Source organism: Streptomyces sp. 11-1-2, from assembly GCF_003595545.1.
GTDB classification, from domain to species: domain Bacteria; phylum Actinomycetota; class Actinomycetes; order Streptomycetales; family Streptomycetaceae; genus Streptomyces; species Streptomyces hygroscopicus_B.
Window position 1 is genome coordinate 9,729,511 of record NZ_CP022545.1, and the last position, 25,344, is coordinate 9,754,854.

17 protein-coding genes and 1 pseudogene are annotated in these 25,344 nt (G+C 70.5%); 11 read left to right on the top strand and 7 right to left on the bottom strand.

The features are described from left to right. Nucleotides 1-28: 28 nt before the first annotated feature. On the bottom strand, nt 29-583 hold the full coding sequence (locus CGL27_RS41955; RefSeq protein ID WP_237298511.1) for a GNAT family N-acetyltransferase: 555 nt from the start codon (nt 581-583) through the stop codon (nt 29-31). A gap of 440 nt (nt 584-1,023) precedes the next feature. Continuing rightward, complete coding sequence (locus CGL27_RS41960) at nt 1,024-2,466, bottom strand: MFS transporter (RefSeq protein ID WP_119992719.1); 1,443 nt, start codon at nt 2,464-2,466, stop codon at nt 1,024-1,026. Nucleotides 2,467-2,914: 448 nt separating this feature from the next. Here CGL27_RS41960 and CGL27_RS41965 point away from each other — a divergent pair. After that, nucleotides 2,915-3,388: pseudogene (locus CGL27_RS41965) on the top strand (RNA-guided endonuclease TnpB family protein); the annotation flags it as partial. A 153-nt stretch (nt 3,389-3,541) separates the two neighbouring features. Further along, nucleotides 3,542-4,207 carry a TetR/AcrR family transcriptional regulator C-terminal domain-containing protein gene (locus CGL27_RS41970; protein ID WP_119992721.1) on the top strand — a complete coding sequence of 222 codons (666 nt, stop codon included), beginning with the start codon at nt 3,542-3,544 and terminating at the stop codon, nt 4,205-4,207. Between the two features lie 57 nt (nt 4,208-4,264). Here CGL27_RS41970 and CGL27_RS41975 read toward each other — a convergent pair whose 3' ends face one another. Further along, nucleotides 4,265-6,826: a PA14 domain-containing protein gene (locus CGL27_RS41975; protein WP_240450824.1), complete on the bottom strand. Its 2,562-nt coding sequence runs from the start codon at nt 6,824-6,826 to the stop codon at nt 4,265-4,267. A gap of 251 nt (nt 6,827-7,077) precedes the next feature. On the opposite strand from CGL27_RS41975, the gene CGL27_RS41980 reads away from it, so the two are divergent. From CGL27_RS41980 to CGL27_RS41990, 3 genes are all read left to right on the top strand, one after another. Next, complete coding sequence (locus tag CGL27_RS41980) at nt 7,078-7,821, top strand: SDR family oxidoreductase (protein WP_119992725.1); 744 nt, start codon at nt 7,078-7,080, stop codon at nt 7,819-7,821. Between the two features lie 265 nt (nt 7,822-8,086). Beyond that, a complete protein-coding gene (locus tag CGL27_RS41985) occupies nt 8,087-8,542 on the top strand; it encodes a lamin tail domain-containing protein (protein WP_119992727.1) in 456 nt (151 codons plus the stop codon). A gap of 92 nt (nt 8,543-8,634) precedes the next feature. Next, the gene (locus CGL27_RS41990) at nt 8,635-11,049 is read left to right on the top strand and encodes a glycosyl hydrolase family 65 protein (protein ID WP_119992729.1); all 2,415 of its coding nucleotides are present in this window, start codon (nt 8,635-8,637) and stop codon (nt 11,047-11,049) included. Nucleotides 11,050-11,091: 42 nt separating this feature from the next. On the opposite strand, the gene CGL27_RS41995 is transcribed toward CGL27_RS41990, so the two are convergent. Next, nucleotides 11,092-12,363, bottom strand: a complete 1,272-nt coding sequence (locus tag CGL27_RS41995; protein WP_119992731.1) for an SLC13 family permease — start codon at nt 12,361-12,363, stop codon at nt 11,092-11,094. A 232-nt stretch (nt 12,364-12,595) separates the two neighbouring features. Between CGL27_RS41995 and CGL27_RS42000 the strand changes: the two genes are divergently transcribed. Continuing rightward, nucleotides 12,596-13,306: a FadR/GntR family transcriptional regulator gene (locus CGL27_RS42000; protein ID WP_119992733.1), complete on the top strand. Its 711-nt coding sequence runs from the start codon at nt 12,596-12,598 to the stop codon at nt 13,304-13,306. Nucleotides 13,307-13,436: 130 nt separating this feature from the next. After that, nucleotides 13,437-14,630 (top strand): S1 family peptidase, encoded by a 1,194-nt coding sequence (locus CGL27_RS42005; protein WP_119992735.1) that lies wholly within the window; start codon nt 13,437-13,439, stop codon nt 14,628-14,630. A 67-nt stretch (nt 14,631-14,697) separates the two neighbouring features. Here the strand turns inward: CGL27_RS42005 and CGL27_RS42010 are convergent, their stop codons facing one another. After that, entirely contained in the window at nt 14,698-15,684 is a 987-nt protein-coding gene (locus CGL27_RS42010) for a multicopper oxidase domain-containing protein (protein ID WP_240450825.1), read from the bottom strand. A 263-nt stretch (nt 15,685-15,947) separates the two neighbouring features. On the opposite strand from CGL27_RS42010, the gene CGL27_RS42015 reads away from it, so the two are divergent. Next, nucleotides 15,948-18,404 (top strand): ThuA domain-containing protein, encoded by a 2,457-nt coding sequence (locus CGL27_RS42015; protein WP_119992739.1) that lies wholly within the window; start codon nt 15,948-15,950, stop codon nt 18,402-18,404. 62 nt (nt 18,405-18,466) lie between these two features. After that, complete coding sequence (locus CGL27_RS42020; protein WP_237299787.1) at nt 18,467-20,620, top strand: family 16 glycoside hydrolase; 2,154 nt, start codon at nt 18,467-18,469, stop codon at nt 20,618-20,620. 154 nt (nt 20,621-20,774) lie between these two features. Here CGL27_RS42020 and recQ read toward each other — a convergent pair whose 3' ends face one another. Then, a complete protein-coding gene (gene recQ, locus CGL27_RS42025; protein ID WP_078639167.1) occupies nt 20,775-22,646 on the bottom strand; it encodes a DNA helicase RecQ in 1,872 nt (623 codons plus the stop codon). Between the two features lie 159 nt (nt 22,647-22,805). On the opposite strand from recQ, the gene CGL27_RS42030 reads away from it, so the two are divergent. Continuing rightward, nucleotides 22,806-23,366 carry a snapalysin family zinc-dependent metalloprotease gene (locus CGL27_RS42030; protein WP_119992740.1) on the top strand — a complete coding sequence of 187 codons (561 nt, stop codon included), beginning with the start codon at nt 22,806-22,808 and terminating at the stop codon, nt 23,364-23,366. A 61-nt stretch (nt 23,367-23,427) separates the two neighbouring features. On the opposite strand, the gene CGL27_RS42035 is transcribed toward CGL27_RS42030, so the two are convergent. Further along, nucleotides 23,428-24,225 carry a DeoR/GlpR family DNA-binding transcription regulator gene (locus CGL27_RS42035; protein ID WP_240450826.1) on the bottom strand — a complete coding sequence of 266 codons (798 nt, stop codon included), beginning with the start codon at nt 24,223-24,225 and terminating at the stop codon, nt 23,428-23,430. A 327-nt stretch (nt 24,226-24,552) separates the two neighbouring features. On the opposite strand from CGL27_RS42035, the gene CGL27_RS42040 reads away from it, so the two are divergent. Further along, nucleotides 24,553-25,320: an aldolase/citrate lyase family protein gene (locus CGL27_RS42040; RefSeq protein ID WP_119992744.1), complete on the top strand. Its 768-nt coding sequence runs from the start codon at nt 24,553-24,555 to the stop codon at nt 25,318-25,320. Nucleotides 25,321-25,344 lie beyond the last annotated feature (24 nt).

Genomic DNA, 25,344 nt, shown 5'->3' on the forward strand with positions numbered 1-25,344 from the left:
GGTGTCGGCGGAGTGGGCTCCGCCGGGCCTACAGCCCCTTTTCGAAGGGGAGCGGGCCGATGGTCTCCGGGTCGGCCGAGATATCGAACAGCGGGGTGTAGCCGGTGGCCAGATACAGCCCGCGCGCCTCCGGCTGGCGGGGCCCGGTGGTGAGGTAGATCCGGCGGTAGCCGCGCTCGGCGGCCGACCGCTCCAACTCCGCCACCACCCGGCGGGCCAGCCCGCGGCGCCGATGGCCCGAGTGCGTCCAGATCCGCTTGAGCTCCGCCGTCCGCCCGTCATACCGCCGGTACGCACCCCCGGCGACCGGCTCTCCGCCCTCCAGCAGCAGAAGCAGCTCCCCGTGCGGCGGGGCGAAGTCCTCGGCCGGATAGCGGCTCAGCTCACTGTCGGCCGCCCTGCCGTAGCGGGTGGAGTACTCGTACGCCAGCTCGCGCAGCAGCGGCTCGACCCGCGGATCGTCGACGGTCACCCGGGCCACCGTCAGGCGGGGCGGGGGTTCGGCCGCGAAGGCCGCGCCGGAGCGCGGACCGGGCTGCGAGTCGTCGTCGGTGGCGGCGGTGCCGAGGAACTCCACGGACATGGGGTGACCTTTCGGGAAGCGGGAAAGGGGGCAAAGCCGAAAAGGGGAGAAGCACCCCGGAACCGGAACATGGCGCGGTTTGCGGGGTGATGGCGCGTCAGGCGCGGAAGTGGCAGACGAGGGCCCTGAGATCGGAAGAGCCTGAGATCAGAGGAGGGCGGCCGGTGGGACGGCCCGCTGCCGGGTCAGCCGGAACAGGAAGCGGACCACACCCGACCGAAGTCGATGTGGTCGCGTGTGACCAGGGGCAGCTCAGTCCTCACCCGCATCATTCAGCCCCGCACAGGCCCGTTCCGTCAACCGCTGTCCACATGATGGCCCGTATGCGCCCCCGCCACGACAAAGCCGCCCGTATCCCCCCTTCCGCCACACGGGCGGGCGGGGAGATACGGGCGGCTGCGGAGTGGCCTCGGCAGTCGGCCGTCGGTCGTCGGCCCAGGTCAGCGGCCCGCCACCGGCTGCGGTGTGCCGGACCGCTCCGATGGGGCCGTGAGCCGGTCCGGACCGCGGCCCGGCAGCAGCGAGGCGACCGCGAGCGCCACCAGCGCGGCGCCGCCGCCGATCACGAAGGCGGTGCGGAAGCCGTTCAGGGACGGGACCTCGGTGGGCCCGAACGCGGTGGTCATATGGGCGAGGACGACGCCCACCACGGCACTGGCGGTCGAGGTGCCGATGGACCGCATCAGGGTGTTGAGGCCGTTGGCCGCGCCCGTCTCGGACACCGGTACCGCCGACATGATCAGCGCGGGCATGGCGGAGTAGGCGAGGCCGATCCCGGCGCCGATCACACACGAGATGATCACGACCTGCCATGCGGCGTCCATCAGGAAGACGCCCATGCCGTACCCGGCGGCGATCACCCCCGCGCCGAGCATCAGCGACACCTTGGGGCCCCAGGTGGCCGTGATCCGCGCCGACAGCGGTGAGATGGCCATCATCACCAGACCGGACGGGCCCAGGCACAGACCGGCGGTCATCATCGACTGGCCCAGTCCGTACCCGGTCGCCTCGGGCATCTGCAGCAGCTGCGGCAGCACCAGCGACATCCCGAACATCGCGAAGCCGATGACGATGGAGGCCAGATTGGTCAGCAGCACCTGACGGCGCATGGTGGTGCGCAGATCCACCAGCGGCCCGGTCACCCGCAGCTCCCACCGGCTCCACAGCAGCAGCACGACCACCGCGCCGCCGAACAGCCCGATGGTGGTCGTGCTGCCCCAGCCCCAGTCGGCGCCCTTGGAGATGGCCAGCAGCAGACAGAGCAGCCCGGCCGACAGCCCGATGGCACCCACCAGGTCGAACCGCCCGCCGCCGCGCACCGGGGACTCCGGTACGAGCGCCAGCACCAGCGCGATCACCACCACGCCCAGGCTCGCCGAGACCCAGAACAGCACATGCCAGTCGGCGTGTTCGGCCAGCGCCGCGGCGCCGGGCAGGCCGAGGGCGCCGCCGACGCCCAGCGAGGAGCTCATCAGGGCCATCGCCGAGCCGAGCCGTTCGGCGGGCAATTCGTCCCGCATGATGCTGATGCCCAGCGGGATCACGCCCGCGGAGAAGCCCTGGAGCGCCCGGCCGACGATCATGGGCGCGAGCGCGTCGGAGAGCGCGCACACCACCGATCCGATCACCAGCATCGTCAGGCTGAGCAACAGCGTCCGCCGCTTGCCGTACATATCGCCGAGCCGGCCCAGCACGGGGGTGGCCACGGCCCCGGCGAGCAGGGTGGCGGTGATCGCCCAGGAGGCGTCCGAGGCCGAGGTGTGCAGCAGTCCCGGAAGATCCGGGATCAGCGGCACGACGAGGGTCTGCATCAGGGAGACGACGATTCCGCCGAACGCCAGGACGGCGACCACTGGTCCGGAGCGCGGCGGGTGGGCGGTCATCGCCACTTCGGGGGCATCGGGGGTCGGAGGCAAGGAAGTCACGGTGGTCCTTCGTCGGGGCGCGGCCGGTCCACGTCAGGTGCCGCAGCAGTGTCGCACAATTTTGTGTAACTGGTACGTCAAATATAGCCGCCGCTCTCGCCCCCGGACTCCTCGGCCATGTCGCGGTAGATCTCCCGCAGTTCACGCTTGAGGATCTTGCCGCTGGGGTTCTTCGGCAGCGCCTCGGTGAGCCCTTGGGCACCTTGAGCGCCGCGAGCCGCCTCCGGCAGTGCGCGAGGATCTCCTCCGTGCTCACCTCCCGCCCCGGTTTGGCCACCACCAGCGCGGTCACCGGATTTCCGGAGGATGCCCCGGCTTTCAGGCCGGGGAGCAATCCGGTTTCCCGCGTAGCGGGGCAGGAGAAGCCGGATCGCCGCCGGGCGGTCCGGGGTCTGCCAGGGGAGAACTGAGGGCGTTCACGACGACGCCAAGTGAAGCCGGTAAGGCTGGGCATACCCGGTACACGTACCGGCTTCGTGTGTCGTCGACCGCTGGTGGGGCGCTGCTGGCGGAGTGGGACCGGTGCCGGTGGATCTGGAACGAATGCGTCGCCAACTCCAAGGCCGTGCATCAGCGCAGCAAGGCGACCGGCGAGAAGCTGACGTGCGGTCCGGCCCAGCTCGACAGGATGCTGACGCGGGCCCGGCGTAGCACTCCTTGGCCTGCGGAGGGCGCGAGTGTTCCGCAGCAGCAGGTGATCCGCGATTTTTCCACGGCGCGGGCCATGGCCTTGAAGGACGTCAAGGATCGGCTGCCGGTGCGCCGCCGGGCGGGAATGCCGCGCTGGAAGAGCAAGCGAGACGCCCGGCTGAGTTTGAACTACACCCGTCGTGGCTTCCGCCACAGGGGCGGGCGCCTGCACCTGGCCGGGGACATCGTGTCAGATCTCCCGGGGTCCGGACGGGCCGGACGGGTCGTCATCCCGGCACGGCGTGGGATGGCGTCCACGGCCTCGGACGGCCACGAGCGGCACCCGAGCCGACTTGCGTAGCCTTGGGGCCTGGCACGACGGGGGCGAGCGAAAGGACACCGGATGGCCGGGACCGCGGAGGGGACCGTCCGCAGGGGACGTGGGCGCCCGCCCCGCCTGTCGCGCGAGCAGATCGTCCGCAGCGCCGCGGAGCTGGCGCTCCGCGAGCCGGAGGTCGCGCTGACCGTCAAGAAGGTCGCCGAGGCGGTCGGTTCCGCCCCCATGGCGCTCTACCGCTACTTCCCCGACCGCGACGATCTCCTCCAGGCCGTGGCCGACCGGGTCCTGGCCGAGACCCAGCACAAGGACCCGCCGGGGGAGACCTGGCAGGAGCGGCTGCGCGCCTGGATGCACAGCAGCCGTGACTATCTGCTGCCCCACCGCCAGCTGCTCCCCTATATGGCCGCCACCCAGCAGCCCGCCCGGATCTCCTCCCTGGTGACCCTGACCCGGATGCTGCGTCCCCTGCGGCTGACCGAGGACGATCTCGCGCTGGCGGTGACCCTCATCGGCTCCACCGTCATCGGCCACGCGGTCTACGAGACCCACCGCGGCCCCGTCTCCGCCCGCAAGCTGGACGCACTGAGCGAGGCGCTGGCCCTCTACCCCCAGGAGGAGCGGGAAGCGGTCGCCCCGCTGCTGTCGAGGCTGCCGCGGGCCCAGAGCAGGCTGTACGACGTGGTGGTGGACCGTACGGTCGCCGCCATCGAGGCGCTGGCGACGGAATGACCCGCCCCGGGGCTGCCGCGCCCCGGAACGGGTCACCACCATGGCCGAGCCGTGTGCTTACGTGGTGCACTCCATGGACGCCGGGTCCGCCGCGTCGCGGATCAGCGCCTGATGGGCCCGGCGCAGCCGCTCCACATCGGGCTTGATCTCCTTGCGGTCATAGGTGAGAAGCCCGTTGAGCTCGCCCTCCACATCCGTGATCTGGGTGTAGACGGCCCCGCTGCTGCCGTTGCACGCGACCAGCTCGCGCACCTTGTCCAGCAGCTTCAGATACTCCTCGGTGTACTGGTCCTTGTCCACGCCGACATAGGTGTGCTGCACGGGCCAGGCGTGTCCCGGTATGGCCAGGCCCAGGCCGCCGTACTCCCCGGTGACACCCGCCCGTGAGGCGTCGGGGCGCGGATCGCCCGGTCCGGGATAGGCGTGGATATCGGCGAGGTCGCCGTTGCCGGTGTCGTTCCAGCCGCTGGCGCCGTCGATGAGCCGGGTGGGGTCCCAGCCCTTGGCGAGCTCGGGCACCTTCGGGCCGCCGTACTGGCCCCAGCTCTCGTTGAAGGTGACCCAGATGGCGATCGACGGACTGCTGATGTGCTGGTCGATCATCCGCTTCATCTCGTGCTCGTACTGCGCCTGCGCCTTCTCGGACGGGGTGACCGTGTTCATGGCGGGCATGTCCTGCCACACCATCAGGCCCAGCCGGTCGGCCCAGTAGTACCAGCGGTCGGGCTCGACCTTGATGTGCTTGCGCACCGAGTTGAAGCCCATGCGCTTGTGCATCTTCAGGTCGTACGCGAGGGCCTCGTCGGTCGGCGCGGTGTGCAGCCCGTCGGGCCAGAACCCCTGGTCGAGGGTGGCCATGGAGAAGATCGGCTTCCCGTTGAGCACCGTGCGCTGCTTGCCGTCCACCTCCTTGACGGCGATGCTCCGCATGCCGAAGTAGCTCTCCACCCGGTCCGCCGAGGGGCCCCGGCCGACCGTGACCTTCAGCTGGTACAGATGCGGATCGTCGGGGGACCACAGGTGCGGCGAGGGCACGGGGACGGTCAGCGGCTTCCCGGTGCGCCCGGTGGCGGTGCCGACCACGCGCCGTCCGTCGTAGGCGGTCGCGGTGACCGGGACCCCGTCCCGCACCCCGCGGACCTCGGTGGTGAGGGTTTCGCCGGGGACGTCCGGGGTCAGCTTGAGCGTGTCCACGTGGTCGGTGGCGACCGGCTCCATCCAGACGGTCTGCCAGATCCCGGAGGAGGGGGTGTAGAAGATGCCGCTGGGGTCGAGACGCTGCTTGCCCATCGGCGGGTTCTCGCCGTCGGCCGCGTCCGTCGGGTCGTAGACGCCGACGATCAGCTCCTGGGTGCGGCCCGGTCGCAGGGCGTCGGTGACATCGGCGCTGAACCGGTCGTAGCCGCCGCGGTGGTCGGCCACCCGGGTGCCGTTGACGTACACCTCGGCCCGCCAGTCGACGGCGTCGAAGTTCAGCCGCAACCGCTTTGCGTCGCCGACCTTCCAGTCGGCCGGGACGGTGAACGTCCGCCGGTACCACATGCGGTCCTCATGGCGCTCCACGCCGGAGAGCTTGGACTCCACCGGGTACGGCACCAGGATCCGCTCCTTGAGCCGCTGCCCGACGGGGGGCTTCTCCCCCTCCTTCGCGGCGGCGAACTGCCAGCTGCCGTTGAGGTTGCGCCACTGATCACGGGTGAGCTGGGGGCGCGGGTACTCGGGGTGGGCGTTGTCCGGGCCGACGTCCTTGGCCCAGGGGGTGCTGAGCTGATACGTCGAGGTGTTGCCCCCGAAGGACACATACGGCTCGATCGCCCCGTCGCCGTCCTCCAGGCCGCCCTCGCCGTCGTAGCGCACGACGGCCTCGCCGCCGCGGCCGACCACCGGCTCCTTCAGGGCGAGCAGCAGCCGGGACGGGTCGGAAGCGTCCAGCCGGGCGCGCCCGAGCGGCCAGGCCGCGCCGCCGATGACGGCGGTCAGATGTGACGTCAGATCGGCCGGGGGAGTGGTCAGGGGCTGGGCGAAGTCCAGCAGCAGGGTGCGGCCGTCGGGCTGGACGGCGCTGGTCACCGGGCCGTCGTAGTCGAAGTCGGCGGGCAGCCGGAAGGCGGACGCGGGCACGGGCGCCTTGGCCGCGCCCGGCGGGGTCCAGGACAGATGGAGGTTGGAGCCGCCGTAGTGCTCGAAGTACTCGACCTTGATGTCGTACGCCTTGCCCGCGGTGAGCTCGACGGGCTGGGAGGTCTGCTCCTTGTCCCAGTCGTCCACCCAGTGGTCGATGACCGGTTTGCCGTCGATCCACAGCCGGAAGCCGTTGTCGCCGGTGATCGAGAAGGTGTGCGCACCGGAGCGCTCCGGTGTGATCTGGCCGGTCCAGCGGACGCTGACGTCGTCGGACTGTCCGGTGGTGGCCTGCAGCCGCGGATCCAGATTGTCGAAGTCCAGGGCGGTGTCGAGGCTGGTGGCCTTCAGCTGGTGGAAGTCGAAAGCCCCCGGGGCGGACTGGAGGTAGTAGTCGCCGCGGAGGCCGTGGACGACCGGGGAGTCGTCGGAGGGGGTGTCGGCCGCGGCCGGACCTGGACCGGTCAGCAGACCGAGCGCGCCAAGCGCCAAGGCCACGGTCGCGACCACGGATCTGGCGAAAGATGAACGAAAACGCACATGTCCTCCTTGCTGGAACAGCTACTGAGGCTGTTGCTGGGACAAGTGGGGCGCCGCCATTGCGCCATCCCCAACAGAACCTGTCAATAGTGAACGCAAGGCAACAGCCTGCCTGTTGGGTACGAGCCTTGACGGGAATGCGCTTTCTCCTTAGCGTGCGGTTCATAGATGTGACTGGAATTCAATAAGCTGCACGGAGGAGGCCCGTGATGGGGCGACGGATCGTGGTGTCGGGCGGCGGTACCGGCATAGGACTGGCGGCCGCGGAGACCTTCGCCGCCGAAGGGGACCGGGTGGTCATCCTCGGGCGCCGCGCCGAGGTGCTGCGCACGGCGGCGGACAAGCTCAACGCCGCCTACGGCCCCGACCTGGTCACCTGGACCAGTGCGGACCTCAGCGACCCCGAGCAGGCCCGGCGCGCCGCCGAGTTCATCACGGCGGACGGTGGGGTGGACGTCGTCGTCACCAACGCCGGCGGCAATGTCGCGGCCTCCAACGACGGCACCCTCGAAGGCATCGCCGACCAGTACCAGCGGAACTTCGCGGCCAACGTGCTGACCGCCGTCCTGCTCACCGAGGCGCTGGTGCCCCACCTCACCCGGCCCGGCGGCCGGATCGTCCATCTGTCCTCGGTCGCGGCGCTGCGCGGTCCCGGATCGTATGGCGGCACCAAGGCCGCGCTGCACACCTACACCTTCGAGCTGGCCAAGCGGCTCGGCCCGGAGGGCGTCACCGCCAACGCGGTGGCCCCCGGCTATGTCGAGGACACCGAGTTCTTCGGCGAGCGCGGCACGCCCGAGTTCATCGCCCAGCAGATCGGGCAGACGCTCACCGGGCAGCCCGGCACGCCCGTCGAGATCGCGGCCGCCATCCGCTATCTGGCCTCCCCGGAGGCCGCGTACGTCACCGGTCAGGTCCTGCACATCAACGGCGGTGCGCAGTTCGGCCGCTGACGCCGCCTCGCCCCCGGCGCCCCCGCCGGATATAGCCGCGGATCGGATCCGCGCTAGGGCCATACGGCCCTGGAGCAAGGGCCGCGCAGCCCTGCCGCCGCGTTCAGCCGTGGTCCAATCTGGTCCTCCACACAGGTGGGGGGAAGACGGACGGACGGCCGCACCGAAGGAGTCAGCTCGCTGACTCCAAACCATCTTCGGGCGCGGCCGCCCGTCCGTCCTGCGTTACCACCGCTTCACCATGCACGACGCAAGGGGGGACCTCATGTCCGCATACACCGCCCGCATCGGCGCGGCGCTCGCCGCCGGTTGCGCGATCGCCCTGCTGTACCCGGCGACGCCCGCCGGTGCCGCGGGCTCCGTACACCTTTCCAAGATCTACTACGACTCGCCCGGCACGGACAACCGGAGCACCTCCAGCCTCAACGGCGAGTACGTCCAGATCAAGAACTCCACCTCGCGCAGGGTCAGCCTGAAGGGCTGGGTGCTCGTCGACGCGAGCAACCACAAGTACACCTTCCCGAGCTACACCCTCGGCGCGGGCAAGACCGTGACCGTCCGGACCGGCATCGGCTCCGACACCTCGGCCACCAAGTACCAGGACCGCCGGGCGTACGTCTGGAACAACGACGCCGACAAGGCCACCCTCCGCAAGACCGGCGGCTCCACGGTCGACACCTGCTCGTACAACAGCAGCCGGGTCGACTACAAGATCTGCTGAGCGCCCGCCGCGCGGGGGCGCGGCGCAGCCGGTGAAGTCCCGCGGCCCGGACGACAATGGGGGTGTCGAGGGAGGAGAGCCGGTGAGCGGCCGTGGCGGACTGGGTGTGGGAGTACGAGGGCTATGAGCCCGGCGAGGAGCGGTTGCGCGAGTCGCTGTGCACGCTCGGCAACGGCTATCTCGCCACCCGGGGCGCGGCCTCCGAGGCGGCAGCCGATGAGACGCACTACCCGGGCACCTATGCGGCGGGCTGCTACAACCGGCTGACGTCGGTGGTCGGCGGACGGCAGGTCCAGAACGAGGACCTGGTCAACCTGCCGAACTGGCTGCCGCTGCGCTACCGCGTCCACGAGCCGGACCGGCCCGCCGGCACCGGCGGCTGGCTCACACCCGACGGGGCCGAGCTGACCGGCTACCGGCAGACCCTCGACCTCCGGCACGGCACCCTCATGCGGCGGCTGCGGTACACCGACCGGCACGGCCGGGTGCTCCACGTAGAGCAGGAGCGGCTCGTCCACATGGGCGATCCGCACCTGGCGGCGATGCGCATCACCCTCCGGGCCGAGGGCTGGTCCGGCACCGTCGAGCTGGAGTCGGGGCTCGACGGTGCCGTGGCCAACACCGGCGTGGCCCGCTACGCCGCGCTGTCCGGCCGCCATCTCATCGACCGGCGCACCGGCGCCGCGAGCCCCGACACCGTATGGCTGAGCTGCCGCACCACCACCTCCGAGGTGCGCGTGGCCATGGCCGCGCGCACCCGGGCCGTCCGCGGCGTGCCCACCGGCGGCGGGCAGCGGCTCACCGAGAGCGCGGCGATGCGCACCCTGGCCCTGCCGGTCGGGCCGGACGCTCCGGTCATCGTCGAGAAGACCGTGGCGGTGTACACCTCCAAGGACCCCGCGATGAGCGATCCGACCCAGGCCGCCCTCGACGGAGTGGCCCGGGCGCCGGAGTTCGGGAAGCTGTTGGCCTCCCACCACACCGCATGGGAACACCTGTGGCGCGAGGCGGCGTTGGAGGTCCCCGGCGAGGCGGGCCACATCCTGCGGCTGCACATGTTCCACATCCTGCAGACGCTCTCGCCGCACACCGCGGAGCTGGACGTGGGCGTCCCGGCCCGCGGCCTCCATGGCGAGGCGTACCGCGGCCATGTCTTCTGGGACGAGCTGTTCGTGCTGTCGTATCTGAACCTGCACTTCCCCGAGGTGTCCCGGGCCCTGCTGCACTACCGCCACCGGCGGCTGCCCCAGGCGTGCCGCGCCGCCGCGGACGCCGGGCGGGCCGGGGCGATGTACCCGTGGCAGAGCGGCGGCGACGGGCGTGAGGAGACCCAGACGCTGCATCTGAACCCGCGCTCCGGCCGCTGGCTGCCGGACCACTCCCGGCTGCAGCACCATGTGGGCTCGGCGGTGGCGTACAACGTGTGGCAGTACTGCCAGGCCAGCGGCGACACCGACTTCCTGTACACCAAGGGCGCGGAGATGCTGGTACAGATCGCCCGCTTCTGGGCGGACACCGCCGTCATGGATCCGGACCACGGGCGGTACCGCATCCGCGGGGTGGTCGGGCCCGACGAATACCACGACGGCTATCCCGGCACCGACCGCCCCGGGATCGACGACAACGCGTACACCAACGTCACCGCCGCCTGGGTGCTCGACCGGGCCCTGGAGATGGCCCGCACCCTGCCCGAGCCGCGCCGCCGTGAGCTGTTCGAGCGGGTGGGCCTGGACCGCGCGGAGCCGGAGCGCTGGGAGGACGTCTCACGGCGGCTGCTGGTCCCCTTCCACCGGGGCGTCGTCAGCCAGTTCGAGGGCTACGGGGAGCTGGCCGAACTCGACTGGGACGGCTACCGCGCCCGCTACGGCGACATCCGCCGGCTGGACCGGATCCTGGAGTCCGAGGGCGACTCCGTCAACCGGTACCAGGTCTCCAAGCAGGCCGACGCGCTGATGCTCGGTTACCTCTTCGCCCCCGCCGAGCTGTCGGGCCTCTTCCGGCGGCTCGGCTACGTCCTGGACGACGACGTCTGGCGGGCCACCGTGGCGTACTACCTGCCCCGGACCAGCCACGGCTCGACCCTCAGCGAGCTGGTGCACGGCTGGGTGCTGGTGCGGGCGCGCCGGGCCGAGGCGTGGCGGCACTGCCAGGAGGCGCTGCTCGGCGACGTGGCGGACGTCCAGGGCGGCACCACCGGCGAGGGCATCCACCTCGGCGCCATGGGCGGCACCCTCGATCTGGTGCAGCGCGGCCTGACCGGGCTGGAGACCCGCGAGGACGCCCTGTGGCTGGACCCGGTGCCGCTCCCCGAGCTGTCCGGGCTGTCGGAGTACCGGTTCTCGGTGCGCTATCGCGGTCACTGGGGCGTCGCCCTGCGGGTGCGGGCCGGGAGGCTGTGGATCAGCGTGCCGGACTCGGAGGAGTCCCCGATCGAGGTGCGGCTCGCCGACCGCTCGCTGACCGTCGCCCCGGGCGAATCCCGCTGGGTTCCGCTGCCGCCCGGCTGAACCCGCGGCCTGAACCCCGGGTGGCAGCCCCCGTCGGCCCGCTCAGCCGAGGCCGGGGACCACCAACGCCAGCCAGACGACCGGGGGCACCGCCACCACCATGATCCCGCCGTAGACCATCAGCTGCCGGAAGAACCGGTCCCGGTCCACATCCGGCGCGTTGGCCAGCACCAGCGCCCCGTTGGTCGAGAAGGGGCTGACATCGACGACGGTCGCCGACACCGCGAGGGCCGCGATCATCCCCACCGCGCCGATGTCGCCCTGGGCCAGGAAGGGAACGGCGAGCGGGATCAGCGCGCCCATGATGCCCACCGAGGAGGCGAAGGCGGAGACGATCGCGCCGATGTAGCAGAGCAGCAGGGCGGCGAGCAGCGGAATCCCGATGTCGCTGACCGCCTTGCCCGCGTAGTCGATGGTGCCCATCTCGTCCAGCACCCCGACATAGGTGAGCACACCGCAGATCAGCAGCACGGTGGGCCAGGTGACCTCGTTGACGGCCTTCTTGCCGTGGTCCGGCCAGAAGACGCTCAGGGCCACGGCGAGGGTGATCGAGGTGAGCCCGGCGTCCAGGTCGAAGGCGAGCACCGCGACCACCAGCACCACCAGCGCGCTCAGCGTGGCGATACGGGCCGGGGTGAGACGGCCCTCCGTGTCGGCCGGCGCCTCCGCCGCCCCGTCTTCCCGCGCCTCCCCGGCGGCGACGGCGGTCCTGGGGAGCTTCAGCCCGCCGCAGACGACGAAGACGACGGCGGCGATGATCAGGTTGACCACCAGGCTCGCGAGGAACAGCGTGACCTCGTTGCCGGGGAGCTTCTCCCGGTCCACGATGCCGTTGACGATCGAGCCGTAGATGCTGATGGGGGAGAAGCCGCCGCCCTGGGCGCCGTGCACCACCATGGCACCCATCAGCAGCGGGCTGATGCGGTACCGCGCGGCGAAGGAGAGCGCGAGCGGGGCGACGATCGCGACCGCCGCCGGGCTCACCGCCCCGATCGCGGTCAGCACCCCGCTGATCGCGAACATCACCCAGGGGATCAGCGCGACCCGCCCGCCCACCAGCCGGATCGAGGCGTGCACCAGCCAGTCGGTGGTGCCATTCGCCCGGGCGAGGGCGAACAGATACGTCACCCCCACCAGGACCACGAACAGATCGCCCGGGAACCCGGCGAAGATATGGTCCGCGCTGAAGTCGGCGACCAGCTCGCCCACGCCGAAGGCGGCGGCGAAGGACAGGGCGCCCATGTTGATCGAACGAGTGGTGGCGATGACGAAGACCACCACCAGCACGAGTATCGAGATCAATTCGTCGGACATCGAGCGCTCCCGTCACGGGGACCCGGTCGGCGGACCGGGGACGGTCGGGCCAAGTGGCCTGCTGGCTGACTCACGTTGGGGGCCGGGCGGTTCAGCAGTCAAGACGTCGGTGGCAGATTGGCTCAGCCAATTGGTCAGTGCTCCACCGGTCCGTCAGATCACCGCGCCATCGCTCCACCCGGTGCTACGCTGCGAATCGGGGCCATCACAAACCGCGATGGGGGGAGCCCGTATGCCCGGGGACGCGCTGCGACCGATGAACCGTCAGCGCCTGTACGAGCAGGTGCTGGAGAGGCTGCGCGCCTACGTCGAGGAGGGCGGGCTGCGCGCGGGTGACCGGCTGCCGACCGAGCGCGAGCTGGCCCAGCGCCTCGGGATCAGCCGCGCCTCCGTCAAACAGGCCATCGTCGTCCTCGAGGTGCAGGGGCTCGTCGAGGTGCGCCAGGGCGGCGGTATGCGCCTGCTGCGCGACAGCCTCGACACCGAGCCCGTCGAGCGGCTGGTCGAGCGCCGCCGCAGGCTGCCCGATGTGCTCGACGCCCGCGAGGCGTTGGAGACCAAGCTGGCCGAACTCGCCGCCGAGCGCCGCACCGACGACGACCTCATGGCCCTCCAGCAGGCCCTGATCTGGATGGAGGACGAGATCGAGTCCGGGCGCTACGGCATCGAGGGCGACCTCCGCTTCCACGCCGCCGTCACCGCGGCCGCGCACAGCCCGCTGCTCGGCGAGTTCATGCGCTCCATCGCCGACCAGATCGCCGAGAGCCGCGAGGAGTCGCTGCGCCAGCCCGGCCGTCCCAGGCGTTCGCTCGGCCAGCATCAGAGCATCCTGGACGCCATCGCCGAGCGCCGCCCCAAGGCCGCCGCCGCGGCCATGCGCCGCCATGTCCGCACCGTCGCCCAGGTGCGGCTGCTCAACTGGAATCCGGACGACGCCCCGTGAGCCCGCCGCGGCAGCCGTTCCGAGTGTGACCGATCACGGTCTTGGTCTGGACTTTCCCCCCTGGCTCGTTAGGCTCGGCGCGATCGACATGTGAAAGCGCTCTCACCCGCCGAACAGAAGGGGAACTTCCATGAGACGGAAGCCCGTTGTCCGTGCCGGACTGTCCGCACTCCTCGTCCTCGGTGCCCTCTCGGGCGCCGGCGGGGCCTTCTCGACCGCCGCCGCGGCATCCGGCGCCGACGCCCCCGCGGCGAAGCCCGCCGCCGCGTCGGCGCCGTCCGCCGGTCTCGTCCGCGCGCTCGGCCGGGACCTCGGCCTGACCGCGGACCAGGCGCGTGAGCGGCTCGGCCAGGAGGCCGCCGCCATGAGGCTGGAGTCCAAGGCCGAGCGCGCCGCGGGCGCGTCCTACGGCGGCTCGTGGTTCGACACCAGCAGCGGAAAGCTGGTCGTCGGCGTCACCAGCGCCGAGCGGGCCGCGTCGGTACGGGCCACGGGCGCCACCACCCGGATCGTGAAGCACAGCGCCGGCGCGCTCGACGCGGCCAAGGCGCGCCTCGATGACAAGGCCCGCGAGAAGGCCGCCCCGGCCGGGGTGAGCAGTTGGAGCGCCGACCCCCGCGCGGGCGGCGTCGTGGTCCGGGTCCGCGAGGGCAGCGAGGGCGACGCCGCCGTCCGCGCCTTCCTCCGCGAGGCCAAGCGCTCGTCCTCGGTCCCGGTCACCGTCGAGAAGGCCCCCGCCCAGGCGCCGACGACCTTCGCCGCCGGTACGGTCGGCGGCGACCCGTACTACACCGGCAACGTCCGCTGCTCCATAGGCTTCTCGGTCCAGGGCGGCTTCGTCACCGCCGGGCACTGCGGCCAGGCGGGGGGCTCCGTCAGCGGCTGGGACGGCTCGTACATCGGCAACTTCCAGGGCTCCTCCTTCCCCGGCAACGACTACGCCTACGTCAGCGTCGGCAGCGGCTGGTGGACCGTGCCGGTGGTGCTCGGCTGGGGCACCGTTCCCGACCAGCTGGTCCGCGGCTCCAACGAGGCCCCGATCGGCGCCTCCATCTGCCGTTCCGGCTCCACCACCCACTGGCACTGCGGCACGGTCCTGGCCAAGAACGAGACCGTGAACTACAGCCAGGGCGCCGTGTACGAGATGACCAAGACCAGTGTGTGCGCCGAGGGCGGTGACTCCGGAGGCTCGTTCATCAGCGGCGACCAGGCCCAGGGCGTGACCTCGGGCGGCTGGGGCAACTGCTCCGGCGGTGGCGAGACCTGGTACCAGCCGATCAACGAGATCCTGTCGGTGTACGGCCTGCGGCTGCACACCGCCTGACGGGGCGGTACCGCGACAAGACGACGGGGCGGGCCGGGCGGCCCGCCCCGTCGTATCGTTTCGCCACCTATCCGTGGTGGTGCGCGGACAGCCGGTGCGGGTCGTGGCCGGGGATGGTGCCATCGGCCTTGGCGACCAGGAACAGCCCGGCCATGCCCATATCGGAGTGGCTCTGGACATGGCAGTGATACATCCAGGCGCCGGCGCCGACGTTCTCCCCGGCGATCACCTGGAAGCCGAAGGAGTCGGCGGGCCCAGTGATCTTGTTGTCGATGACCCGGCTCACATCGTCCGGGCCTTCCAGCAGCCCGGTGCGGTTGTCCGCCCAGCGGTGCCCGTGCATATGGAAGGTGTGGTAGTACTCGCCGTGCGTGATCATGATGATCTCGACGCGGTCGCCCACCGTCGCCCGGAACTCCGGGGCCTCATGCCCCGCCTTGTTGTTGATCGTCATGTCGTTGAAGACGATGGTGAACTGCTTGTCCGGCAGGATGTCGCCCGCCCGCCGCACCACCACGGGGCCGTACAGCCCCTTCCGGAGGCCGCCGGTGCCGTGCGGGGTGCCCACCGCGTGGTCGTGGTAGTGCCAGTAGCCCGCGCTGCCCGGCCGCCAGGTGCCGTCGGCGCGCTTGCCCGGGGCGTGGGTGCGCCAGGTGTAGGTGCGGGTGCCGCCCGGCTCCACGGCGCTGCGGTTGAGCTGGGTGCCGTCGCTGGCCACGTCGTAGTCCAGGCCGTGCACATGGAGGCTGGCCGTGACGTCCATGGTGTTCTCGAACTCGATGTGCAGGGTGTCGCCCTCGGTCAGCTCGATCAGCGGACCGGGGATGGTGGCCTTGCCCTTCTCGAGGCCGTAACCCATCTGGCCGTCAGGCAGCTTCTCGGCGTAGAGCTTGAGATGGCGGACCACCCCGCCCGCGGTCGCCGTCCGGACCGCGCCGGACGGGACCTTCGGCGCCTTCGCGGCGGCGGAGGAGGTGAGGGCCAGCGGTCCGACGGCCGCGGCGGCCGCGCCGCCGGTGAAGAGCCGTCTGCTGAGACCGCGTCTGGAGGTCATGCCGGGTGCGTCGCTCATCGTTCTCCCAAATCGCTGTGGATCCCCTGCCGTTGACGATGCGCAGATGCCCCGGGGTGCTTTCACGGTAGCCGGGGGAGCCTCGTTCATCCACACTCAGGACAAAGTTCGTTGAATCGCGGTCATAGCTATTGGCGGGTTGCGAAAAGCCGTCTAGCTTCCTTCAGCGGTGGTTTCCGGTATGTGAGAGGGATGGGTGACCCATGCGGGACAAACCGTACCAAATGCCCTCAAGGTGGAGAGGGATGACAGTCGGTCGGCTGCGGAAGAGACGCGCGGGGGTGGCGGCACTGCTCTTCGGCGCGCTCACCGCGACCCTGCTGGGCGGGAGCCCCGCCAGCGCCCGGCCCGAGGATCGTGCGCCACTCACGCTGCCGTCCCCGCCCGGCGGGGACAACGTCCGGGTGCTGGTGTTCCACGGCTCTGCGGGGGACGAGCCGGCCACGGTGAACGCGGGCATCGAGGCCATCGAGAAGATCGGTAACCAGGGCCCCGCGGCGACCCGGTTCACCGTCGACGCCACCGCCGACGCCTCGGTCTTCACCAAGCCCAAGCTCGGCAAGTACAACGCCGTGGTCTTCCTGACCGGCTCCGGCGATGTGCTCGACCCCGAGCAGGAAGCGGGGCTCGAGGCGTACATGAAGGCGGGCGGCGGCTTCCTCGGCATCCATGACGCGGCCCGCAACGAGCCGTACTCCGACTGGTACAGCGGGCTGATCGGCGCCCGCCCGGCGGCCACCAGCCCCGGCACCGCCCAGCGGGCCGTGGTGGAGGTCGGCGACCGCGTCCACCCGGCCACCAAGGAGCTGCCGCTGGAGTGGAAGCGCACGGACACCTGGCTGAACTGGAAGGACAACCCCTCCGGCACGGTGCACACCGTGGCCCGGGTCCGGGAGTCCAGCTACCAGCCGGGCACCGGCGCCAACGGCTGGGACCACCCGATCTCCTGGTGCCGTGACTACGACGGCGGCCGGTCCTTCTACACCGGGATGGGCGGTACGGTCGCCACCTTCCAGGAGACCGACTTCCGTGCCCATCTGCGGGGCGCGCTGCTGTGGACCACCCGTCTCTCGAGCGCCGACTGCAAGGCCACCATCAACGCGAACTACAAGGCCGAGCGCGTCACCAAGCCCAATCAGCCGGGCCAGTCGGACCAGATCGGCGAGCCGCACGGCCTCGTCGTCGCCAAGGACGGCCGGGTGCTCTACATCGGCCGGGGCGGCGGTGACAACAGCGCGCCCGTGGTCACCGACTGGAACGACCCGGAGATCGGCAAGGGCCAGGGCCAGATCCATGTCTACGACCCGGCCACCGGAAAGGTGACGCTCGCGGGCGCCCTGACCGTCTTCGGCAACAAGGGCGGCGGCGATGAGCTGATCAAGGTCGAGGAGGGGCTGCTCGGTATCGAGCTGGACCCGGACTTCCTCGACAACGGCTGGGTGTATCTCCACTACACCCCGCACTCCCGGATCAACCGGGACACCCAGATGGCCGAGCGCCGCGTCTCCCGCTTCACCCTGGACCTGAAGACCAACAAGCTGGACCTCGGCTCGGAGAAGGTCCTGCTCTCCTGGCCGGTCCAGATCCACAGCTGCTGCCATGCGGGCGGCGGGATGTCCTGGGACTCCAAGGGCAATCTCTACATCGCCACCGGCGACAACAACTCCTCGCAGTTCAGCGACGGCTACTCCGGTAACAACCCGCAGCCGAACTACAAGGGCGTCTCCTTCGCCGACGCCCGCCGCACCGCGGGCAACACCAACAACCTCAACGGCAAGATCCTGCGGATCCACCCCGAGGACGACGGCACCTACACTCTCCCCGAGGGCAATCTCTTCACCGGTAAGGAACCCGACGAGGGCGGGGGCAAGACCCGTGGCGAGATCTATGTGATGGGGGTGCGCAACCCGGCCCGGATCTTCGTGGACCAGAAGACCGACATCCTCTACGCGGGATGGGTCGGCCCCGACGCGGGCGAGCCCAGCACCACCTGGGGCCCGGCCAAGTACGACACCTTCGCCGCCATCACCAAGGCGGGCAACCACGGCTGGCCGTACTGCATGGGCAACAAGCAGCCCTACCGGGACCGCAATCTGCCCGACCCCAGCAAGCCGCTGGGCTGGTACGACTGCGACCACCCCAAGAACGAGTCGCCCAACAACAACGGTCTGGTGAACCTGCCGCCCATCACCGGGAACACCATCTGGTACTCGCCGCAGGGCGGTGCCCCCGACTATCCGCGGGACGCGAACGGCATCCCCAGCTACAAGGCGTCCGAGGCCAAGTTCCTGCTGCCGTGGCTCAAGGGCGGCGGTCAGGCCACCATGAACGGCCCGGTCTACCGCTATGACGCCGACAGCGACTCCACCACCAAATGGCCCGCCTACTGGGACGGCAAATGGTTCGTCGGCGACTTCTACGACGCCGACCAGCCGCGCCACGCGGTGGTGACCGACCCGAAGACCGTCGGCAAGGGCGGTCTGCCGGTGCACGCCGAAACCCTGAAGAAGATCATCCCGGTGGGTGCCGACGGCATCCGCAACCTCATGGACTGGAAGTTCGCCCCGGACGGCTCGCTCTACGTCCTCGACTACGGGCGCGGCTTCTTCACCTCCGACTCCAAGTCGGCGCTGTGGCACATCACCTACACCGGCGGCGAGCCCACTCCGCTCGCCCAGGATCTGGCCAGGAAGGCGGAGTGACCGTGAAACGAAGGCGCCCCAAACCCAGCAGACCCTGGCTGCCCCTCCTCGCCGCGCTGCTCATGATCCTCGGGCTGAGCTCGGCGACGGCGACGGCGGCCCACGGGCAGAACGACACCCGGCAGGCCGTACAGCAGACCCTCACCTGGACCGCGGGTGACGACATCACCAAGTACGCCTCGGCGCCGACCACCGCGGTCGCCGGGAAGACCACCATCGTCTTCGAGAACAGCACGGCCACCGGCAACACCATGGGGATGCCGCACACCCTGACCTTCGATGTCTCCGACCCCGAGTACAACAACGACGTCCCGCTGAACATCCTCGCCAACCCCTCGGACGACAGCGGCGGCAAGCACACCGCCGAGGTCACCCTCAGCCCCGGCCGCTACCGCTACCACTGCACCATCCCCGGCCACGGCCAGATGCAGGGCATCCTGGTGGTCACCGACGGCGGCGGTGGCGAGGACACCACCGCGCCCGACGCCACGGCGAAGGTCGAGGGCGAGAAGAACGCGGACGGCGCGTACATCGGGATGGCCACCGTCACGGTGTCCGCCACCGACGAGGGCTCGGGCGTGGACCGGATCGAGTTCGCGGAAGGAGACGGGGCGTTCCAGCCGTACACCGCCCCGGTGATGGTCCACCAGGTGGGCCCGCACACCATCCGCTACCGGGCCGTGGACAAGGCCGGGAACGTATCGGAGGTGAAGTCGGTGGACTTCACCGTGGTGGCGCCGCCGACGGACGACACCACGGCGCCCGAGACCTCCGCCACGGTCTCCGGTGAGAAGGACCCGTCCGGTGCGTACATCGGCATGGCCACCGTGACCATCACCGCCTCCGACACCGGTTCCGGGGTCAACCGGATCGACTACGCCCTGGGCGAGGGGGAGTTCCAGCCCTACACCGGTCCGGTGATGGTGCATGACGCGGGCTCCCACACGGTGCGCTACCGGGCGGCGGACAAGGCCGGGAACGTCTCGGAGGTGAAGTCGGTGGACTTCACCGTCGTGGCCCCGCCGGCCGAGGACACCACACCCCCGGCGGTCTCCGCGACGGTCGACGGAACGAAGAACTCCGACGGTGCCTATGTGGGCAGCGCCAAGGTCTCGCTCACCGCGACCGACGACGACTCCGGGGTGGAGAAGGTCGAGTACTCCCTGGACAGCGGTCCGTATCTCGCCTACACCACCCCCGTGGCGGTGGACCGGGTGGGCCGCCACACCGTCGCGTACCGCGCGACCGACAAGGCGGGCAACACCTCCGAGGCGCGGCAACTGGCGTTCACCGTGGCCGAGGGCGGCGGGGTGCCCGCACCCGCGTGCCCGGAGTGGGACGAGCGCCTTACGGTGATCGTCGGCACGGTGGACACCGGCGTCCCCAACCGCATCACCCGTAGCCGCTGCACCATCAATGAGCTGATCGAGGACGAGAAGGACTGGTCCTCCCACGCCCTCTTCCTCAAGCACGTCACCACCGTCACCGACAAGCTGCTCACCGACGGCGTCATCGACCAGCGCGAGTACCGGGCGATCAACAAGGCGGCCAAGCAGTCCGGGATCGGCAAGCCCGGTCAGGACGAGGGCTACCGCCCGCTGTTCGACGGCACCAAGAAGTCCTACGACAAGTGGCAGCACGTGGGCGGCGGGGCCTTCGGTCTCAATGACGACGGCAGCATCACCAGCAGCACCTCGGTCGAGGGCATGGGCATGCTGTGGTTCCCGCAGCGGACGTACGACGACTTCTCGCTGAAGCTCCAGTTCCGGGATGACGCACCCGGGACGGGCAATGCCAACGGCGGTGTCTTCGTGCGCTTCCCCTATGTGCACGACCACCCCGAGGAGTCCCGTCCGGAGTGGGTCGCCATCAAATACGGGCACGAGGTGCAGATCCTCGACCGCCCCGACGGCGACATGTACAAGACCGGATCGATCTACGGTTTCGACCGGGTCGGGCTCAGCGGCGCCGGGGTCACCCCCAAGGGCAGCTGGAACGACTATGAGATCCGGGTGGTCGGTCAGCACTACTCGATCTACCGCAACGGTGTGCTGCTCAATGAGTTCGAGAACACCGGCGGCCAGGAGTTCACCCCGCCGCGCGGGGACGACCCCGGTACGGACGGCCGTCGGTACTCCTCCGGGTACATCGGTCTCCAGGTCCACAGCACCGATGATGTGATCTCGTACCGCGACATCCGCATCAAGGAGCTGTAGGACAGCCGCGTACGACGTGAGGAACGGCGCGAGGAGATGAGTGGCCGCCGGAGCACCCCAGCCCCCGGCGGCCACCCTCTTGTGGCACGGACCGACGTTACCTCAGGTAACACCCATCGGTAACCCCCATTGGGATCGACGTACTGACGTACCGTCAGGATGCCAGGGTGTCCAGAATCCCCTGCCCGTACTTCACCAGCTTGTTCTCGCCGACCCCGCTCACCGTGCCGAGCTCATCGAGCGTGGTGGGGGAGAGGGTCGCGATCTCGCGCAGGGTGGCGTCATGGAAGACCACATACGCGGGGACGCCCTGCTCCTTCGCGGTCGCCGCACGCCAGGCGCGCAGCCGCTCGAAGACCGGCACGGCCTCCTCCGGCAGATCTACCGGGGCCTTCTTGGACTTCCCCGAAGCCCCCGTCTTCGCCTTGGCGGCGCGCGGCGCCTTCTCCGGCTCGCGCCGCAGCCTGACCTCGCGCCGCTGGCCCAGCACCTCCGAGCTCGTGTCGGAGAGCACCAGCGTGCCGTAGTCCCCCTCGACGCCGATCAGCCCCTGCGCCAGCAACTGCCGTACCACGCCGCGCCATTCGGCCTCGCGCAGCTCCGTGCCGATGCCGAACACCGAGAGGGCGTCATGGTCGAACTGGATGACCTTGGCCGTCTTCTTGCCGAGCAGGATGTCGATGATCTGCCCCGCGCCGAACTTCTGGTTGCGCTCCCGCTTGAGCCGCACCACCGTGGACAGCAGCTTCTGCGCGGGGACGGTGCCGTCCCAGGACTCCGGCGGAGTGAGGCAGGTGTCGCAGTTCCCGCAGGGGGTGGACTCCTGGCCGAAGTAGGCCAGCAGCCCCACCCGGCGGCACTCCATCGTCTCGCACAGCGCCAGCATCGCGTCGAGATGGGCGCCGAGGCGGCGCCGATGGGTGTCGTCGCCCTCCGAGGTGTCGATCATCTTCCGCTGCTGGACGACATCCTGGAGCCCGTACGCCAGCCAGGCGGTGGAGGGCTGCCCGTCCCGCCCGGCGCGGCCGGTCTCCTGGTAGTAGCCCTCGACCGACTTGGGCAGGTCCAGATGGGCCACGAACCGCACATCGGGCTTGTCGATCCCCATGCCGAACGCGATCGTGGCCACCACGACCAGACCGTCCTCCCGCAGGAAGCGCGCCTGGTGCTCGGCGCGCATCCGCGCGTCCAGCCCCGCGTGGTACGGCACCGCGTCGATGCCCTGGGCGACCAGGAACTCGGCCGTCTTCTCCACCGAGGAGCGGGACAGGCAGTAGACGATCCCCGCGTCGCCCGCGTGCTCGGCCCGCAGCAGCTCCAGAAGCTGCTTTTTGGGCTCGTTCTTGGGAGCGATCCGGTACTGGATGTTCGGACGGTCGAAGCTGGCCACGAAGTGCAGCGCGTCCTGCAGCTTCAGCCGGGACGCGATCTCCGAGTGGGTGGCCTCGGTGGCGGTCGCGGTCAGCGCGATCCGGGGCACGGTCGGCCAGCGCTCATGCAGCTCGGACAGGGCCAGATAGTCGGGCCGGAAGTCGTGCCCCCACTGGGCCACACAGTGCGCCTCGTCGATGGCGAACAGCGAGATCGTGCCCCGGTCCAGCAGCCGCAGCGTGGACTCGACCCGCAGCCGCTCGGGCGCGAGATAGAGCAGGTCCAGCTCGCCCGCGAGGAACTCGGCCTCGACCATCCGCCGCTCGTCCAGGTCCTGGGTGGAGTTGAGGAACCCGGCCCGCACCCCGAGGTTCCGCAGCGCGTCGACCTGGTCCTGCATCAGCGCGATCAGGGGGGAGACGACGACGCCGACGCCCTTCCGCACGAGCGCCGGGATCTGGTAGCACAGCGATTTGCCACCGCCGGTCGGCATGAGGACGAGCGCGTCACCACCGGCCACGACATGGTCGATGATCTCCTGCTGACCTCCCCGGAACGAGTCGTAACCGAAGACGCGGTGCAGCACGCCGAGCGCGTCGCTCGCATCGGTGCCGAGCGCGGCGCTCGTATCGGGGCCGGTGTCGGGAAGAGCCATCCGCCGATTCTAGGGGGCCCGCCGTAACCCGCGGCGACCACCTGTGGACAACCGGCCGGATGAGGCAAGGTGTGTGGGCGCAGTGGCCGATGAGATGGGTGGCGTGCCATGCTCATGCCCACTTGCTCTGTCCGTCCTTCCCCCACAAGGAGGCCGATCGTGAGATCCAGCAAGTTCGTCCGTGCCTTACCCGCCGCGGTGACGGCGGTGCTCGCCCTGACGGCCGGACAGGCCGTGGCCGCTCCCTCCTCCGCCGCCCCGGCGGAGCACACCGCCGCCGCGCGGGTCGTGACGTACGACGCCAGCGGGGCGGCCGAGTTCAAGGACGCCGTCTCCAAGGGCGCGGCGATCTGGAACGAGAGCGTGGCCAACGTGGAGCTGAAGCCGGCCGCGTCCGGGCAGCAGGCCAACGTCCGCATCATCGCGGACAACGGCTGGCCCCGCACCCTCTCCACCGGACTGGGCCGCGGCACGATCTACTTCGGCCGCCAGGCCGTTGACGAGGGCTACAACACGGTGCGGATCTCCTCGCACGAGCTCGGCCATATCCTCGGCCTGCCGGACATGAAGCCGGGGCCGTGTTCGAGCCTGATGTCCGGCTCCACCGCCGGGATCCCCTGCACCAACCCCTACCCGAACACCGCTGAGAAGGCCGAGGTCGAGGACAGCTTCGGCCTCGTGGGTGCGACGACGGCCGGGCCACGGATGTACCGGGACTGACCCGAGCGGGCCGGGAGCGCCCGGCTCCCGGCCCCCTCGCCCGCACCGGAGCGGCCCGTCGTCAGACGGTGATCACCTCGACGTCGGGCAGCGCCCGGAAGGGACCGAGCCGGTCATCGGTGGCCCCGCTGTCGGTGACCAGCGTCCACGGCCGGTCCAGCGGCGCCCAGGCGGTGAACGGTGACTGGCCCAGCTTGCTGCTGTCGGCGAGGACGTACAGCTCCTTGCCGCGGTCGGCCATCATCTCCTTGAGCGAGGTCTGCTGGAGGCACGCCTCGCAGATGCCCCGCCGCGCGTCCAGCCCGTCGGCGCCGAGGAAGACCTTGTCCGCCGTCAGCCGGGACAGGGTCAGTTCGGCGAGCGGTCCGACGAAACCCTGGCTGACATGGCGCAGCGTCCCGGCGAGGGTGATCAGCTCGACGCCGTCCGCCTCGGCCAGCTCGCGCAGCGCGGTGAGCCCGCTGGTGATCACGGTCAGATCGGTACGGGCGCGCAGATGCTGGGCGAGCCGTCCGGTCGTGGTACCGGCGTCGAGGATGACGGTGTCGCCCGGCCCGATCCGGGTGGCCGCCCAGCGCCCGATGCGGTCCTTCTCGGCGACCGCGAGCCCGCTGCGCTGCCCGAGGGTGGGCTCGACGGTGTGACCCGCGCTCATCGCGCCGCCGTAGGTGCGGGCGATGACGCCCTGTTCGGTGAGGAGCGCGAGATCCCGGCGGATGGTGGAGGGGGTCACCTCCAGTGAGCGGGCCAGCTCCTCCACGACGACTGTGCCATCGGTCTGGATCATTCGGGCGATCAGTTCCCGGCGGTCCCCGGCGCGCAGCCGTCCGCGCTCCTCCACACCGGCCTCCTGGCTCATGGCGGCCCCCATCCTTCCCTCACTCTGCGCGACTCTGCGCAGCCCTGAGCAACATTATCAGTCTGCGCATTCCGCGCTGTTTCCGCGCGGACGCTGCGCAGAGTCTTGTGTGTTACGCGCAATCGCGCGAGCACTCCGCTCACAACGCGCATGGAGCGGGGAGGTCGCATGACGGCGGACAGTGTGCCGGCGCAGGTCGGAACGGTGGGCGAGCGCCGTCCGACGATCCGTACGCACTGCGGGCGGGCGACATCAAGGAGCCGCCGCGCGATCCACGCGGAACAGTGCGCCGAGCCAGAACGAGAGAGAGCGAGAGAAGCTGACAGCATGAACACTTCCCCCGCCGACTTCGCCGCCCGGCTGCGCGCCCGCCGGCGGATCATCGGCTACTGGGTCGTCCTCGACAACCCCGTGGGCACCGAGCGCCTGGCCGGGCTCGGCTACGACTACATCTGCGTCGACGCCCAGCACGGCCTCCTCGACTACAAGGGCACCCTCGGCGCGATGACGGCCATCGACGCCCGCGGTACCGCCGCCGGTATGGTGCGCGTCCCGGCCAACGACGGCTTCTGGATCGGCCAGGCCCTCGACGCCGGGGCCCGCGGGGTCATCGTCCCGCTGGTCAACACCGCCGAGGAGGCGGCAGCCGCGGTCGCCGCCTGCCGTTACCCCCCGCTCGGGGTGCGCTCCTACGGCCCGATGCGCTCGGGCCTGCGGGTGGGTCCAGCCCCGGCCGAGGCCAATCAGCAGGTCGCCCGCGTCGTGATGATCGAGACGGCCCAGGCACTGGCCAACACCGGGGAGATCTGTGCCACGGACGGGCTCGACGGCGTCTATATCGGCCCCTCCGACCTCACCATCGCGCTCGGCGGCCGGACCTCGACCGACACGTCGGTGGCGGAGAAGTTCGAGGCGGCGCTGGCGAAGGTCACCGAGGAGGCACGGACCGCGGGCATCGCCGCCGGAATTCACTGCCCCGACGGGGCGACGGCCGCGGGGCGCCTGGCCCAGGGCTTCACCTTCGCCACTGTCAGCAGCGACTTGGTCCACCTGGAGCAGGCGGCGGCGGCACATTTGCGGGACGCGACCGCCTGAGCGCATCCCCGGGTCCCGGGGCGG

Excerpts from the sequence above, each read along its gene's own strand:
- CGL27_RS41995 (WP_119992731.1), bottom strand. The coding sequence starts at position 12,363 with ATGTCCGACGAATTGATCTCGATACTCGTGCTGGTGGTGGTCTTCGTC.
- CGL27_RS42010 (WP_240450825.1), bottom strand. The coding sequence starts at position 15,684 with ATGACCTCCAGACGCGGTCTCAGCAGACGGCTCTTCACCGGCGGCGCG.
- CGL27_RS42020 (WP_237299787.1), top strand. The coding sequence starts at position 18,467 with ATGATCCTCGGGCTGAGCTCGGCGACGGCGACGGCGGCCCACGGGCAG.
- CGL27_RS41970 (WP_119992721.1), top strand. The coding sequence starts at position 3,542 with ATGGCCGGGACCGCGGAGGGGACCGTCCGCAGGGGACGTGGGCGCCCG.
- CGL27_RS42005 (WP_119992735.1), top strand. The coding sequence starts at position 13,437 with ATGAGACGGAAGCCCGTTGTCCGTGCCGGACTGTCCGCACTCCTCGTC.
- CGL27_RS41985 (WP_119992727.1), top strand. The coding sequence starts at position 8,087 with ATGTCCGCATACACCGCCCGCATCGGCGCGGCGCTCGCCGCCGGTTGC.
- CGL27_RS42035 (WP_240450826.1), bottom strand. The coding sequence starts at position 24,225 with ATGAGCCAGGAGGCCGGTGTGGAGGAGCGCGGACGGCTGCGCGCCGGG.
- CGL27_RS42015 (WP_119992739.1), top strand. The coding sequence starts at position 15,948 with ATGACAGTCGGTCGGCTGCGGAAGAGACGCGCGGGGGTGGCGGCACTG.
- recQ (WP_078639167.1), bottom strand. The coding sequence starts at position 22,646 with ATGGCTCTTCCCGACACCGGCCCCGATACGAGCGCCGCGCTCGGCACC.
- CGL27_RS42040 (WP_119992744.1), top strand. The coding sequence starts at position 24,553 with ATGAACACTTCCCCCGCCGACTTCGCCGCCCGGCTGCGCGCCCGCCGG.
- CGL27_RS41980 (WP_119992725.1), top strand. The coding sequence starts at position 7,078 with ATGGGGCGACGGATCGTGGTGTCGGGCGGCGGTACCGGCATAGGACTG.
- CGL27_RS42000 (WP_119992733.1), top strand. The coding sequence starts at position 12,596 with ATGCCCGGGGACGCGCTGCGACCGATGAACCGTCAGCGCCTGTACGAG.
- CGL27_RS41955 (WP_237298511.1), bottom strand. The coding sequence starts at position 583 with ATGTCCGTGGAGTTCCTCGGCACCGCCGCCACCGACGACGACTCGCAG.
- CGL27_RS41960 (WP_119992719.1), bottom strand. The coding sequence starts at position 2,466 with ATGACCGCCCACCCGCCGCGCTCCGGACCAGTGGTCGCCGTCCTGGCG.